This is a genomic window from Paenibacillus selenitireducens (assembly GCF_002021565.1).
Taxonomy (GTDB): Bacteria; Bacillota; Bacilli; order Paenibacillales; family Paenibacillaceae; genus Paenibacillus_K; species Paenibacillus_K selenitireducens.
The window spans coordinates 140,627-154,273 of sequence record NZ_MSZX01000008.1 but is presented as its reverse complement, the minus strand read 5'-3'; the positions used below and the strand labels follow the sequence as shown (position 1 = coordinate 154,273).

At 46.2% G+C, this 13,647-nt stretch carries 17 protein-coding genes; 10 read left to right on the top strand and 7 right to left on the bottom strand.

Annotation, left to right across the window (positions count from 1 at the left end):
• Positions 1–265: 265 nt before the first annotated feature.
• Positions 266–448, bottom strand: coding sequence for a hypothetical protein (locus BVG16_RS32490; protein ID WP_144027427.1), 183 nt, complete (start codon positions 446–448; stop codon positions 266–268).
• A gap of 206 nt (positions 449–654) precedes the next feature.
• Between BVG16_RS32490 and BVG16_RS20075 the strand changes: the two genes are divergently transcribed.
• The 3 genes from BVG16_RS20075 to BVG16_RS20065 all read left to right on the top strand — a co-directional run bounded on the left by BVG16_RS20075 (position 655) and on the right by BVG16_RS20065 (position 2,439).
• A complete protein-coding gene (locus tag BVG16_RS20075; protein WP_078500921.1) occupies positions 655–1,473 on the top strand; it encodes a TrmB family transcriptional regulator in 819 nt (272 codons plus the stop codon).
• Positions 1,474–1,556: 83 nt separating this feature from the next.
• Entirely contained in the window at positions 1,557–2,171 is a 615-nt protein-coding gene (locus tag BVG16_RS20070; RefSeq protein ID WP_078500919.1) for a DUF3990 domain-containing protein, read from the top strand.
• Positions 2,140–2,439 carry a hypothetical protein gene (locus tag BVG16_RS20065; RefSeq protein ID WP_078500917.1) on the top strand — a complete coding sequence of 100 codons (300 nt, stop codon included), beginning with the start codon at positions 2,140–2,142 and terminating at the stop codon, positions 2,437–2,439. The genes BVG16_RS20070 and BVG16_RS20065 overlap by 32 nt, the downstream gene beginning before the upstream one ends.
• 90 nt (positions 2,440–2,529) lie before the next feature.
• Here BVG16_RS20065 and BVG16_RS20060 read toward each other — a convergent pair whose 3' ends face one another.
• Positions 2,530–3,189: an NUDIX hydrolase gene (locus BVG16_RS20060; RefSeq protein WP_198957511.1), complete on the bottom strand. Its 660-nt coding sequence runs from the start codon at positions 3,187–3,189 to the stop codon at positions 2,530–2,532.
• 15 nt (positions 3,190–3,204) lie between these two features.
• Positions 3,205–3,678 (bottom strand): large conductance mechanosensitive channel protein MscL, encoded by a 474-nt coding sequence (gene mscL / locus BVG16_RS20055; protein ID WP_078500915.1) that lies wholly within the window; start codon positions 3,676–3,678, stop codon positions 3,205–3,207.
• Between the two features lie 190 nt (positions 3,679–3,868).
• Here mscL and BVG16_RS20050 point away from each other — a divergent pair, with 190 nt between their 5' ends.
• From BVG16_RS20050 to BVG16_RS20040, 3 genes are all read left to right on the top strand, one after another.
• On the top strand, positions 3,869–4,462 hold the full coding sequence (locus tag BVG16_RS20050; RefSeq protein ID WP_078500913.1) for a xanthine phosphoribosyltransferase: 594 nt from the start codon (positions 3,869–3,871) through the stop codon (positions 4,460–4,462).
• Positions 4,459–5,760, top strand: a complete 1,302-nt coding sequence (locus BVG16_RS20045) for a nucleobase:cation symporter-2 family protein (RefSeq protein WP_078500911.1) — start codon at positions 4,459–4,461, stop codon at positions 5,758–5,760. Before BVG16_RS20050 ends, BVG16_RS20045 begins: the two co-directional genes overlap by 4 nt.
• Before the next feature lie 165 nt (positions 5,761–5,925).
• Complete coding sequence (locus BVG16_RS20040; protein WP_078500909.1) at positions 5,926–6,771, top strand: aldo/keto reductase; 846 nt, start codon at positions 5,926–5,928, stop codon at positions 6,769–6,771.
• Positions 6,772–6,880: 109 nt separating this feature from the next.
• Here the strand turns inward: BVG16_RS20040 and BVG16_RS20035 are convergent, their stop codons facing one another.
• The 4 genes from BVG16_RS20035 to BVG16_RS20020 all read right to left on the bottom strand — a co-directional run bounded on the left by BVG16_RS20035 (position 6,881) and on the right by BVG16_RS20020 (position 9,838).
• The gene (locus BVG16_RS20035) at positions 6,881–7,777 is read right to left on the bottom strand and encodes a diacylglycerol/lipid kinase family protein (RefSeq protein ID WP_078500907.1); all 897 of its coding nucleotides are present in this window, start codon (positions 7,775–7,777) and stop codon (positions 6,881–6,883) included.
• A gap of 137 nt (positions 7,778–7,914) precedes the next feature.
• A complete protein-coding gene (locus tag BVG16_RS20030; protein ID WP_078500905.1) occupies positions 7,915–8,193 on the bottom strand; it encodes a transposase in 279 nt (92 codons plus the stop codon).
• A 103-nt stretch (positions 8,194–8,296) separates the two neighbouring features.
• The gene (locus BVG16_RS20025; protein WP_078500903.1) at positions 8,297–8,647 is read right to left on the bottom strand and encodes a hypothetical protein; all 351 of its coding nucleotides are present in this window, start codon (positions 8,645–8,647) and stop codon (positions 8,297–8,299) included.
• Positions 8,648–8,650: 3 nt separating this feature from the next.
• Entirely contained in the window at positions 8,651–9,838 is a 1,188-nt protein-coding gene (locus BVG16_RS20020; RefSeq protein ID WP_078500901.1) for an MFS transporter, read from the bottom strand.
• 254 nt (positions 9,839–10,092) lie between these two features.
• On the opposite strand from BVG16_RS20020, the gene BVG16_RS20015 reads away from it, so the two are divergent.
• From BVG16_RS20015 to coxB, 4 genes are all read left to right on the top strand, one after another.
• On the top strand, positions 10,093–11,013 hold the full coding sequence (locus BVG16_RS20015) for an ABC transporter ATP-binding protein (RefSeq protein ID WP_078500899.1): 921 nt from the start codon (positions 10,093–10,095) through the stop codon (positions 11,011–11,013).
• Positions 11,013–11,762 carry an ABC transporter permease gene (locus BVG16_RS20010; protein WP_078500897.1) on the top strand — a complete coding sequence of 250 codons (750 nt, stop codon included), beginning with the start codon at positions 11,013–11,015 and terminating at the stop codon, positions 11,760–11,762. Before BVG16_RS20015 ends, BVG16_RS20010 begins: the two co-directional genes overlap by 1 nt.
• 226 nt (positions 11,763–11,988) lie before the next feature.
• On the top strand, positions 11,989–12,168 hold the full coding sequence (locus BVG16_RS20005) for a hypothetical protein (RefSeq protein ID WP_018754798.1): 180 nt from the start codon (positions 11,989–11,991) through the stop codon (positions 12,166–12,168).
• Between the two features lie 437 nt (positions 12,169–12,605).
• Positions 12,606–13,643, top strand: coding sequence for a cytochrome c oxidase subunit II (gene coxB / locus BVG16_RS19995; RefSeq protein WP_078500893.1), 1,038 nt, complete (start codon positions 12,606–12,608; stop codon positions 13,641–13,643).
• Positions 13,644–13,647: the final 4 nt, after the last annotated feature.

Here is a 13,647-nt window from a genome sequence, read left to right as displayed (position 1 = left end):
AAGCTGTGCTGAAACCTACTCGCTATAATGGATAAATCCACTAACTTAGCTGTTTTTGGCTCGATTTCATGCGCTATATTGGATAAATCCAATAGAATAGGCTAAATACCTCATAACTGCTGATTTATAGGCTTCTATCATGTATATATCCAATATAGGCGCATTAATAAATTCCAACGAGTGAGCTATATTGCATAAATCCATCATAGCAAGGCAAGCTCCCTCGCGTGCCTCCATATTCAAACATTTTCTGCCTTCTAAGTCATCAGGTCGTCGGTTGTCCGTAGAAATAGCTGATAATAAATAACACGACAACGACACAGAAGAGGGTGAAAAATGTAATTTTCCATGCGCTTCGAGGAACCTTGCCACTAATACTCCCCGTTTCGCCAATGACCATATACCGATAAGTTTTGTTCTTATAAGCGTAAGTAGCGTTCCAGCTCATCTAAACTGAAATCATTGAATTTGTCCATGAGCTTACTGTTATGCTGCTTAGAGGCTGGAATGAGCACATCATCGAAAAATCGATCGTACGATCTTCCTATTATTCGTGAATCTCGTTCGTCCGTCCCTAGGATTCTAGCATTTTATGCATGAGGTAGATCACATGTGGTATAATTTCTGCGACATGTAACGATGGAGGCATAAGGAATGGACCAGTTGGTGCAACATTTAAAAGTATTGGGATTTACGGAAATGGAATCAAAGATGCTCATCGTTCTTGCCGAGCAAGGCGCGATGTCAGGATATGAAGTAGCAAAACGGCTTGGCGTATCGAGATCTAATGTCTATGCGGCGCTGCAAAAGCTCGTGGATCATGGATTTGTTTTATTAAGTAAGGGAGAGCCAACGCTCTACAAAGTGTTGCCGATCGAGGAATTAACGCGGATGATTATGGATCAATTGCAAAATTCAATTCGTCACGTTGAACAGATGATGCCGAAGCAAACGAATGACGTAACGGAGTTTTTTAGCTTAGAGAACGAAAAGAAAGTATTCGAACGGGTTCGCCAAGAGTTGAATCGGGCGAAGCAAGAGATTATCGTCGATGTCTGGGCAGAAGAAGCACAATTGTTCCGGGAAGAACTGGAGCAGGCTGAGAAACGCGGTGTGAAAGTGTTCTGGTCTGTCGTTGGCAGCGTGGAAGAGCATCGGCTCCGCAGAATGCAGCTTCAAATCCATTCTGGGCAGCAGGATATCGAGGAGCTAGAGCGTCAACGCAGTGGACGTAAATTCTCTATTGTCATCGACCGTAAGTGGAGTATGCTTGGCATGCGGGGAGAAGGGCTACCGACGAAGGCGCTTGTCACGGAGCATCCGGCGATGTTGGAGTTATTGTTGAACCATTTTGCGCAGGAGCTTGTATTATTCGAGTTAGAGGCAGAGATGGGGCCTGAATTGCGTGAGAAGTTCGGTGCAAGCTTTGAACGAATCTATCGCAAGTATTTCCAGAGTGGGTACCAGGGATAAAAGGAATATTTTTCAGGAAAATAAAGGAATTTAGACCTTCCAGATGGAACTTCAATTAGGAGTTGAATGAAGTCAGGAGGTTTATGATGAATATTATTACCCCACAACGATTATATCACGGTACGACCGATCAATTCGTAGCGTCTTTTCAACAAAGGCTGCTAAACAGCCAATATTGGCGTCCTGGCAGAGATTTCGGTGAGGGCTTCTATACGACGATATCCGCAGCGCAAGCGCGCAAATGGGCAGTGAAGACCGCTCGCAGCAACTTTATCGGAGACGCACGGCCATGTGTGTTGGAGATTGAGTTGTTGGCCATGCCGCCTGCCATAGAACCCCGTATATTCTTAAGCGATTCTATCGCTTGGGCCGAGTTCATTCTGTCCCATCGTATGGCTGATGTGAAAGGAGAAGATCCTTGCAGCGCGCATCCGGATATTATTATCGGACCGATGGCAGACAGTGACACTGGCAAAATCTTGCAAGAAGCGATACAATTAAAGAAGGATATCACATGGTTCTACGATCAGATTACGAAATCCATGCGCGGTAGAAGGCTAGATTCGTTGCATTTGGGCAATCAAGTGGTCTTTTCGTCGGAAAAATGGGAGTCATTTCTTCGCCTCGTTGGATATAATATAAATATAGGAGGAAGGTGGGTCTATCATGAAAACGCAAGTGCGACTGAACACGTATGAACGTGGCATTGTACATTCATTGGTAACGAGCTTTGGTTATGAAGCAGGACCAGCAAGGGAACTCGTCGTTCAATATATCGCTGTCATTCGCAAACTGGGCGGTTATGATACCTGCTATGACCATGCGGAACGTCTCGTTCAAGCAAGGCAACTCCAAGTTACGCCCGAGGCCTGGCTCGAGCGAATTCGCAATTTGGATCGTGAGGCCGCGAAGGACAAGGGAATTCCTCATCTCGAACGTAATATAGCCTATCAAGGCTTGCGATAATCAAGCAAAAGTGAAAATAACCCCGCTTAGGTTAAATGGCTGCTCTCTTATCTAGAGCTGCTCTTTAACGCAAGCGGGGTTTTATTTGTCTTAAAGTGTTCGTAAAGCTTGAAGAACGTGCAAATAATAAGCGTCCCCATGCGGGACGAAGTCGTCCTGACGAAGGGTCACGTGACTTGGTTGAAGGGAACCCAAGCTTTTACCCTCTAGTCGAATAGGATTTAACGTAACGCCGTTCGCTTCCAGTGTCTCCCGCGTACCTTGGAACAAGGCTAGCATGTCGATGAGCGGGGCTTGATAGAGGCCTTCCACTTCGGTCGCTTGAAGCGTATAGGAACTTAGCGGCTGATCGCATCGTACGCCGAATAGATGGTTATATTCGCGATCGATGAATGGAACGCCGCGTACCTCACCCATATTCTCGTTCTGTATGGCGCCTAACGAGGTTAAAGCTTCGAACGGGAGTGGAAGTCCGAGCTCTTCCTCCAGCTCTCTCGCGGCTTGGTTGACCGTTTCTCCTGCGGACAAATGTCCAGCAGCAGTAATGTCATAGAGACCGGGAAACGTATCCTTCAGGCTGTTCCGCTTCTGGAACAGCACCATCCGCTCCTGTCCTTCGCCGCAGACGATCCAACAGTGAAAGGATTGATGCCAATACCCCTTGGCGTGAACCTCGGAACGAGGTGCAACACCTAGCGGGGTCATCGCTTCATCATAGATATCAAACAGCTCTTCCATGTTTGCGCTCATAGGGGATAAGCTCCTTTACGATCCTGCTACGTGTTCAGTCTTGTCCAATTGCGAGGTACAGTGACCGCAGCGTGTCGCTTGAATCGGAATCGAGGAGTAGCAGTACGGGCAATCCTTAGTGGTTGGCGCAGCTTCCGCTTCATCTTTTTTCTGCTCCCGTTTCAACATGTTGATTCCTTTGACAAGCAGGAAAACGCAGAAGGCGATAATAAGGAATTCAATGATGACATTAATAAATTGCCCAATGGCGATAACAGGGACTCCTTGTTTTGTAGCTTCAGCGAGTGTGGTGACATCCGAAGGCTTAAGCTTGATGAACAAATTTTTAAAGTCGACTGCGCCAAGAAGCCTCCCAATCGGAGGCATGATGATATCGTTCACGACGGAGGTGACAATTTTACCAAAGGCTCCCCCGATAATAACCCCGACAGCAAGGTCAATGACACTGCCTTTAACTGCAAACTCTTTGAACTCTTTTAACATTTTCATAGCAAAGCTTCTCTCCTAATTCTCATAGTATATGCCCTATATTACCATTATAGAGCGGAATTGAAACCTTTAAAACCTGGGAATCCTAGATATACCCAAAAAATCCGTATAATATAGCCTTTCGCCATGTCGAATTTTCGGGTATACTTCTATTTTATAAGGTTTTTACACTACGGGAGGCTTGGAAAGCGTGAAATTGTTACGTGATAAAGTACAGCAAGACGGCATTGTGCTGAGTAATCAAGTATTAAAAGTGGATTCATTCTTAAATCATCAAATGGACCCGGTCCTCATGCAAGAAATCGGCAAGGAGTTCGCGAGCCGCTTTGCAGCTGAGAACATAACGAAAGTTCTTACGATCGAATCGTCCGGTATCGCGCCTGCGATCATGACGGCATTAGAAATTAAAGTGCCGCTTATCTTCGCACGCAAGCAGAAATCGCTGACGCTTCGCGATGATATTTTCACGGAGAAAGTGTACTCGTTCACAAAGCAAGAGACGAACGAAATTACGGTCAGCAAAAAATTCATGGATGCATCCGATCATGTCTTGATCATCGATGATTTCTTAGCAAATGGCGAAGCTGCGTTCGGACTAGCTCGTGTGGTTGAGCAAGCCGGTGCAAGCGTAGCTGGGATCGGGATTGCCATTGAGAAGGCCTTCCAGCCTGGCGGAGCGAAGCTCAAAGAAGCGGGTTATCGTCTGGAATCACTTGTACGCATTGCGGGTCTAGAAGATGGGGAAGTACAATTCGCTGAAGCAGATGAGGTTGTCACCCCATGAAATTAAATCGCCATCCGTTGCAGACGGCATCCTTAGGATTTCAACATGTCTTAGCCATGTATGCCGGAGCGGTCATCGTACCGCTTATCGTGGCAGGGCAATTGGACATGAGCCAACAGCAACTTACGTACTTGATTGGCATTGACTTACTGATGTGCGGGGTTGCAACGCTGCTTCAATTATGGAATAACCGTTTCTTCGGAATCGGTCTACCTGTCGTTCTTGGTTGTGCCTTCCAAGCGGTTGCTCCGATGATTGCGATCGGGAGCAGGTATGGCATATCGGCGATCTATGGTGCGATTATCGCATCGGGCCTATTTGTCGTGATCTTCTCAGGCTTGTTCGGTCGATTAATCCGATTTTTCCCGCCTGTCGTCACAGGGTCTGTCGTTACAACCATCGGGGTTACCTTAATCCCTGTCGCACTAACGGATCTGGGCGGCGGTTCTTCTGGAGCGGAGGATTTCGGCAGCCCGGAAAATTTAATGCTTGGTTTTGGCGTACTTATTATTATTATTCTGATCAATCGCTTTACACAAGGCTTTATGCGTGCGATCTCCATCCTGCTTGGACTGGTTATCGGGACGATTGCAGCGGGCTTTATGGGGAAAGTAAGTCTCCAACCCGTCATGGACGCAAGTTGGCTGCACCCGATTAAGCCGTTTTATTTCGGTACCCCGAAATTTGAACCTTCTGCAATCGTGACCATGATCATTGTTGCGATTGTGAGTATCGCGGAATCCACAGGGGTATTCATGGCTTTAGGCAAAATTCTAGACAAGGATATCACGTCGAAGGATTTGGCGAAAGGCTACCGTGCTGAAGGTCTTGCGATCATGTTGGGCGGGGTGTTTAATGCCTTCCCTTACACGACGTACTCGCAAAATGTAGGCTTGATTCAAATGAGCCGCGTAAAGACGAAGGATGTTATTTTCACAGCAGGGATAATCCTTGTATTGCTTGGTTTCGTGCCGAAAATTGCAGCACTGACCACGATTGTTCCTACCTCCGTTCTAGGGGGAGCGATGATTGCGATGTTCGGGATGGTTGTCTCCTCGGGGATTCGGATGTTGGGGTCTTCAGTTGACTTGAACAACCACGAGAATTTGCTCATTATAGCGTGTTCGGTGGGGATGGGGTTAGGCGTAACCGTGGTTCCTAACTTATTCGATGCGCTACCAGAAAATTTAAAGATCTTAACGGAAAACGGGATTGTTGCCGGGACGTTTACGGCCATGGTCATGAATATATTATTTAATGTGTTGCGACGGAAGAAGCCGGTAGAATCGGAACAATAGAATAGATTCGAAGATGATTCATCCCATAGGGGCATGCATACCATACGAAATGGCTATGTATCTCCCTATGGGATTTTTGTTGCAATATATTCCTTGTAAAAAGAGGGGGGAAGTCATATTTGGCGAATACACTAATATATTCCTACTAAAGGAGGATGAGATAACATGAATCATAGAAATCTAGGGTCTACGGGGATCAGCGTCAGCGAGATGGGGATGGGATGTATGCCGTTATCCATTACTGGCAGACCATCCGAGGAACAAGCTATGGCCACGATTCATGCGGCATTGGATGCAGGAATTACGTTCTTTGATACAGCCGATTGCTATTGTCTGGATACAGCGGACATGGGGCACAATGAACGGATTCTTGCGAAGGCGCTTCGAGGGAATGCCTCGGTCGTTGTGGCCACCAAAGGTGGTTTGATTCGCCCGGAAGGCCGCTGGGAGGCAGATGGTCGACCGGAACGGCTCAGAGAAGCATGCGAAGCGAGTCTTCTAGCGCTGGAACAGGACCATATTTTCTTGTATCAGTTCCATCGTCCCGATCCGTTGGTACCGTTCGCGGATTCCATTCAAGCCTTAGCGGATCTTCAGAAGGAAGGTAAAATCGTACATATTGGATTGTCTAACGTGACGGTAGCAGAGCTTGAGGAAGCATTAGCCATCGTTCCGATTGTAAGCGTTCAGAATCGGTTGAATGTATTTGACCGCTCTTCTCTGGATGTATTGAAGCGTAGTGAAGAGTTAGGCATTAGCTTCTTGCCTTATAGCCCGCTGAATGGCATGAGCCAAGCTGGCAAGATTGGCGAGCATGATGTGTTGTCCGGCATTGCCGACGAACATGGCGTTACACCGCAGCAGGTTGCATTGGCATGGCTGCTCCAACTATCTCCGGTAATTATCCCGATACCGGGCGCAAGCCGGAGCGAGAGCATCATCAATAGCGCAGGAGCATCCGATCTGACATTATCGACAATAGAGCTAGAACAATTAAATGTTATTTCATAATAGGTAGGAAGAACAAGAACTCCCCAGGCAGCGTGCCGCCGCCAAGGGGAGTTCTTGTTTTTTCGCGAGTCGAAGTAAATTGTATAAGTGCTTATATACGTACTGCGTGCTATGTCGTCATCATGTGTAATGCGCCTGCCATAACCTCCGCATGAAGCGGAGTAACCGTGCTTTTCTCACCATCGCCATAGGCCAGGCGAACGATCTCGGATCGTACCTTGATGGCACGAACGCGTAACATGGTGACAAAAGGCAAGGAAGTATGGCTGCCGGACAATACTTTAGGGAAAAAGTGAAGTAAATTCCACTTCGTACAGCTATGAACGACACAGATATCTAATAGACCATCGTCGGTAGCGGCTTGCGGACAGATCATCAGTCCGCCGCCATAGGTGGTTACATTCGTGATCGCGACGAGCCATGCTTGTTCGAATGTCTTCGTCGGTCCACCATCGACTTCAATCTCCAGCCGAGCCGGCTGATACCGAAATAACGTCTGAAGAAGTCCAATAATATAAGCTACCCGACCTATACCAAGTCGGTTGCACCATTTCTTATAGCTGCTGTCGTTCACCGCCTCCGCAATCTCGGCGTCGAACCCAACAGCAAGCGCCGTCAGCGTCGGTTCGCCGCCGACATTGATCAGGTCGATGTCGCGGCATCGACCGGACAGCGCCACATCCAGCGCAGCCAGCGGCTGGCGCGGAATGCCGAACCCCCTGGCGGTATCGTTCCCCGATCCCGCGGGAATCACGGCGAGCGCGACGCCGCTCGCCGCAAGCAGCGGCACGATACTGTGTATCGTACCGTCGCCGCCAATGACCGCCACCGCTTGAAGCTCCTCGGCGGCCATGGCTTCTTGCACGCTACGCTGTGCCTGTGCCGCGTTATTCGTTAGCGCATAGCGATAGGGTATGCGTCTCGCCTGTAGGACAGGCTCAAGCTTCGCCCACACGCGTCCGCCTTTCCCGTTGCCTGCTCGTTCATTGATGACAAAAAAATACAAAAGAATCGCGCTCCCATAAGATGTTAATGACTCATTATAGGTATAACAGCGATCAAGGCGCAACACTAAAATTTTGTCTGCAGGATAGAAAAAGACCTTCATTCCTGTGTTTGAAGGAGACGAAGGTCTTATTTACATTATTTATCCGATTGATCCTGGTGCAGTCGCGGATGAACTTGTTTTTGTTGTTTATCTGTATCGTTTTCTTTGGGTACAAGACGTGGATCTGTGCGTCCTTCGGCATGATTATCGAACATGTATTCTTTCAATTCCCATTCGGTTGTTCCAACCACCAAGTTGGCAGGGAATGTCTGTCCCCGGTGTAAATGCTCTTCTTGTCCAAATTCATTCGTATAAATGCCATCGATTTCAACACGTTCGTGTGAGATAGGGTTCATGTCCTTTTCTTTGCCCATCACGCCATAGCCCCTTTCGTTATCATGCTGTACTGTTCATGTAAATTGATTTCCTAGTTAACATACCCAGCAAATCCATGAGCTATGCATCGGAGCATAAGGATCAGATCAATCGCAGTCCGCAGGAAGGACAATCAATATTCTGATGGGTGACGGGGGTTTGGCAGGCAGGACATGCATCCTCGAAAGGACCTATTTCTTTGGCTAGCCGTTCGGCAGCTTGCCGCGTAGCCTCTTCATTCTCTTCTTCTTTGGCATTCGAAGACTGTCCGCCGAATAAAGCTTCGATGTATTTTCTGACTTCAGCATGCTTCTCCGAATCGTCTGTCGCCATTTTAATGACCATGAAAAAGATGAGAAGAATCATAGCGACAATACCAATGGATATCGTTGTTCCTACCCAACTGACGGTACTGCTGTAGACAGCTTGTTCGGCTTTAGCCAACTGGATCATCGATCAGTGCCTCCCTGTGGAATGATGAACGATATGCTTAAATGGAAAGAAAATGTAGAACAAAGCAATAGCGCCGAACAGGATGGAACTAATGAAGACCACTTGCTGCGTGCTGTAAATGGAAGCTAGGTATCCACCCAGTACCGGACCAATCATGACACCGATGCCTTCTACCGTAGAGAAGATTCCCCAACCCAGTCCTTGTTGGGCGGGAGGGACATAGTTCGCGAGCAGGGCATTCCAAGCCGGAAGCACCGCAGCATATGAGACGCCTAAGACAATAGCCCATACATAGGCCATCACCAAGGTAGGGCCTTGCGAGATAGAGTAGAGTGCAAAGGCGAACATCAGGAAGCCGAACACCAGGAACCATTTTTTGCCGAACCGATCTGACAATTTCCCCATGGGAATCAAGGCGATAACGGTACATGCACCTCCGAAGAGGAGCAGCAGCGTATAGGACGTATTTGTTAGTCGAAGCGATTCTTCGGCGAAGCTGGGTAAGATCGGGACAATCATGCTGGCACCTGTCGTTTGCAGAATCATCCCGGGCAGCAAAGGTTTCATCAGCTTCAGGCGTTCCGATAGAATGTGCAGCTGTTCACGAAAAGGGATATATTGTACTTGTTGGACTTGCGTGTTCGTAATGAATAACGATAGAATCCAGGCAAGCAAAGATAGCACAACGAGAATCCAGTAAGATAGAATCGGATGATGCTCAATGATGACATTGCAGACCACCGGGCCTAACCCCATGCCTACCAGCCAGATTGTATAAAGAAAACCCATTTGGGTTGCACGTTTCTCTTCGGTGACTTTGGTGAGACACACGATCCAGATCGGAGAGATACCGACGCCATATAAGGCCGAAGCAAGAATGAATACCCAATGATGGTTCGCAAATTGGAACATCAGCATGCCGGCCAAGGTGATCAGCAAACCCGTATGAACGATGAATCGAATGGAAAAGCGATCTAGCAAATAGCCGATGACAGATTTCAAGATGGTATCCGTTAGATAATGCGCCGTGATGGCTACGCCGATAATTGCTACATTAATATATAGTACTTCTTTGCCGTAAATCGGAATGAAACTAATAAGTGCCGCACCGCGTACGAACTCTACGAAAAATAAGATAATAGCAAGCAGCCATACTTCTCGTCCCAGGGACAAACGATCCTTTTTAATCACGTGACGAATCTCCTTATCGAGGTTGAAAATGAAATCTTTTAAATATATTTCTAGCAAAAGGTTATATCAAGTATATCTAACACCAATACTATACACTACAGGGGAGGGAAATTAAAACATTACTAAATTGTAAGATTACAGTTTGCTTTTGAAAGAAAAGTCGGTGTTTCAATCTATTTCGGTTCGGTATACTTAAAACATCAAATAACGAAGCCATGATGCATTCAATAAATATAAAGTGAGGGAAAACAATCATGTCAAATGATCATATTGTCGTTCAGCTTGAACATGTTAGCAAAGTCATTGGGGGCAAAACCATCATTGATGACTTGTCATTTGCGGTCAAACGCGGTGAAGTTTATGGATTTTTGGGACCGAACGGTTCCGGGAAGACGACGACAATCCGAATGATGCTCGGACTCATCTCGATGACCAAAGGTGAAATTTTTATCGAGGGACATAGTATCAAGAAGGAACGAGCCAAAGCCGTATCTTATGTCGGTGCAATCGTTGAGAACCCGGAGTTGTACAAATATATGACAGGTTATAAAAACCTGATTCATTTCGCACGGATGAGCGCAACGCCGGTCAGTGAAGAGCGGATCAAAGAAATCGTAAAGATCGTTGATTTAGAGCGGGCCATTCACGATAAGGTCAAGACGTATTCCCTAGGCATGAGACAGCGTCTTGGGATTGCGCAGGCGCTACTGCATCACCCATCGATCTTGATCTTGGATGAACCGACGAATGGATTGGATCCTGCGGGGATTCATGAATTGCGTGATTATCTTCGTAAGCTTGCAGTGGAAGAAAACATTGCAGTGGTTGTATCGAGTCACCTTCTTGCCGAAATTGAACTGATGTGTGACCGCGTCGTCATTATCCAGAATGGACAGTATGTCGATGAACGCACGATTAAGGGCGTGGATACGACGCATCAGAAGCTTCCGGTTGTGATCGAGGTGGATGACCGCGTCTTAGCGAAGCAATTGCTAGAGCCGTACGGCATCTTGTCTGTCGATTTGAATACGGTCACCGTGGAATTGGAGAAAGGTCAAGTTCCGGATGTCATTCATGTGCTGGTACAGAATAATATTCGAATCTATCAAGTCAATACGAAGAAAGAATCGTTAGAAGATATGTTCTTGTCGTTAACACAAGGGGGGAACCAATAATGTTTATACAGCTTTTTCGTAATGAAATCATGAAAATGAACAGCAAGAAGCAGGGACTCTACTTCAATGCATTCTTGATCTTGTTCATCGGGGCAATAGGTCTTGCAATCGCGTTATTCTCCAAAACAACCGCAGCATCGATGGATGCAGGTTCTTTTACCTCTTTGATCGTCATGATAGTACCTCAGATCGTGATGCTGTTCGGGATCGTACTCGGGGCGCAAATCGTTACGGAGGAATTTAAGGATGGTACCGTGAAGCAATTGCTTATTCGGCCGGCAAGCCGGACAGCTGTATTGCTCTCGAAATATGCTGCCGTGGGCGTCATGTTCCTCTTTTCTTTCATTATAATGCTGGTTGCCAGCTTCGCGATCGGTGCAGGTTTGTTCGGGCTAGGCGGGGATGTCACATTGATGGATAATGCGATGGATGTGTTCTATATCTTCCCGTTCTCTTTGTTCTTGATGACGTTATCCTTTGCAGCAGGCGTATTTACAACCAGCTTGGGATTATCGATTGGGATCGGGTTATTCTTCAATGTCTTTAGCAGTATGTTCGGATTATTAGCAGGTAAATACGCGTGGTCCAAATTCGTGGTATTAAAATATACGAGTCTTGCTCACTATGTTCCAGGCTCGAATGATCCACTGGGCATTACGCTTGGATTTGCACTCGGCATCACGGTTATCTACATTGCAGTGGTTGTCCTAGCCAGTATTGTGCGGTTCAAAACCAAAGAAATTAATTAATGTCAGATGCCTTGGATTCCTTAGAATCCAGGGCATTTTCCTTCTTATTTAACATAGCGCTAATATCTAGAATACACATTATGTCCTTTAAACTTGTTCTGATTATGTTATAATGAGGTGTAGGAGGGTTTTTCCAATAAAATAACGCAATATGTGGAAACAATGAAATCTTTTCGGCGTTCTCTAAAACGGAGCATGATCTACAAAGCTTTGGGAGGGAATTTTCATGGCAACGAAGGGACACAATGAAGTAAGGGAAAGTATTAAAGAGATGGCTCGAATTTTCCGACCTAAGGATCCTCGTAAGTTTGTGAAAGAATACATCCGGAAGTACCACATTATGGGCGGCTATGAAGAAGAGCTGACCACAATTGTTGAACATGAATTGGTGAAACTACAGTCATAATATGTATAAAACATACACCGCTTGTACGAAATTCGATTCGTACAGGCGGTTTTTTTTGTGGGATCGATGCATAAAGATCATATAGGAGTTGTCAAGTGGATGATCGTGTATTTTGACGAAAAAAAGACACAAATAGGCGGCATATTGGAATTGTTTGGAGTGTTGACAAGGCCTCCGAAAGGGCATTTCAAGGGGGTTTACAGACCTTTGTTCACAATTGTAAGCGTTAACAAATGGCTCAGTGATGCGATTTTTACAGCTTTTAGAACAATTTGTGAACTGATCTATAACGATTGACAAAAAATCCCGCGGAAATTATAGTTAATTACGTGATCTTGTTAATTGACAGGCAATTGGCATCGGTGTTTAAGCACATGGAATGGCGTAATTTGATTCTTCGTCGTCATCTATGAAAACGTAAAAAGTGGGGTTGATCAATGATGAATCGGTGGCATGCAGTAAAGCGACTCCTTCCAATTTTGGCAGGTTTGGCGCTCTTACTTTCCGCTTGCGGCCGTGCGGATCTGTCGACATTACAGCCGCAGGGACCTATAGCAGAGAAGCAGTATGATTTAATGAAGTTATCTATCGGTATGATGACCGTCGTAGTCGTGATCGTATTTGTGATCTTAGGCTATGTCCTTGTGCGTTTCCGTAAGCGTCCAGGTCAAACGGATATACCGAAGCAAGTCGAGGGCAGTCACAAATTGGAGATTATTTGGACGGTAATTCCAATTATCCTACTTGTGATTCTGGTTATTCCGACAGTCAAGTACGTTTTTGAATTTGCGGAAGACTACTCCAAGGATAAGAATGCGGTACAAGTCAAAGTGACATCGCATCAGTATTGGTGGGAGTTTGAATATCCGCAATACGGAGTGAAGACAGGACAAGAACTCGTTATTCCGACATCGAAGAAGATTTCCTTGCAATTAAATACAGCAGATGTGCTTCACTCTTTCTGGGTTCCATCTTTGTTCGGGAAAATTGATACGAATCCAGAAGGAACAACGAATAAAGCTTATTTTGAAGCGCCAAAAGCAGGCGTTTACTTCGGTAAATGTGCGGAGTTGTGCGGACCTTCCCATGCATTGATGGACTTTAAGGTAAAAGCCGTTGATGATGCAAAGTTCGATGAATGGGTCAAGGAAATGAAAGCGCCAGCAGTATTACCGGAAGATCCAGCGCTTGCAGCGACATTTGAACAGAAATGTCTTTCTTGCCATGCTGTAGGTGACAAAGGCGGCACATTGGGCCCTAACCTTACAGGTATCGGTAATAAACAAGCGATTGCTAGCGTATTGCTAGGCACGGATGGAACGGTGGAAGAGAATTTGAAAACATGGATTTCAGACCCGGTAAAAGTGAAACCAGGCTCCAAAATGCCGAAGGTTCCCTTAACGGCGGAAGAACTCGATGGGATTTCGAAGTATCTTGCAAATTACAAATTGAACTATGATAACAGCGGGAATTAGGGGG

Coding starts and splice junctions, on each gene's coding strand:
- BVG16_RS20060 (WP_198957511.1), bottom strand. CDS start 3,189: ATGAGCGCAAACATGGAAGAGCTGTTTGATATCTATGATGAAGCGATG.
- BVG16_RS20075 (WP_078500921.1), top strand. CDS start 655: ATGGACCAGTTGGTGCAACATTTAAAAGTATTGGGATTTACGGAAATG.
- BVG16_RS20070 (WP_078500919.1), top strand. CDS start 1,557: ATGATGAATATTATTACCCCACAACGATTATATCACGGTACGACCGAT.
- BVG16_RS20045 (WP_078500911.1), top strand. CDS start 4,459: ATGAAATTAAATCGCCATCCGTTGCAGACGGCATCCTTAGGATTTCAA.
- BVG16_RS20025 (WP_078500903.1), bottom strand. CDS start 8,647: ATGATCCAGTTGGCTAAAGCCGAACAAGCTGTCTACAGCAGTACCGTC.
- coxB (WP_078500893.1), top strand. CDS start 12,606: ATGATGAATCGGTGGCATGCAGTAAAGCGACTCCTTCCAATTTTGGCA.
- BVG16_RS20030 (WP_078500905.1), bottom strand. CDS start 8,193: ATGGGCAAAGAAAAGGACATGAACCCTATCTCACACGAACGTGTTGAA.
- BVG16_RS20005 (WP_018754798.1), top strand. CDS start 11,989: ATGGCAACGAAGGGACACAATGAAGTAAGGGAAAGTATTAAAGAGATG.
- BVG16_RS20015 (WP_078500899.1), top strand. CDS start 10,093: ATGTCAAATGATCATATTGTCGTTCAGCTTGAACATGTTAGCAAAGTC.
- mscL (WP_078500915.1), bottom strand. CDS start 3,678: ATGAAAATGTTAAAAGAGTTCAAAGAGTTTGCAGTTAAAGGCAGTGTC.
- BVG16_RS20065 (WP_078500917.1), top strand. CDS start 2,140: ATGAAAACGCAAGTGCGACTGAACACGTATGAACGTGGCATTGTACAT.
- BVG16_RS20010 (WP_078500897.1), top strand. CDS start 11,013: ATGTTTATACAGCTTTTTCGTAATGAAATCATGAAAATGAACAGCAAG.
- BVG16_RS20040 (WP_078500909.1), top strand. CDS start 5,926: ATGAATCATAGAAATCTAGGGTCTACGGGGATCAGCGTCAGCGAGATG.
- BVG16_RS32490 (WP_144027427.1), bottom strand. CDS start 448: ATGAGCTGGAACGCTACTTACGCTTATAAGAACAAAACTTATCGGTAT.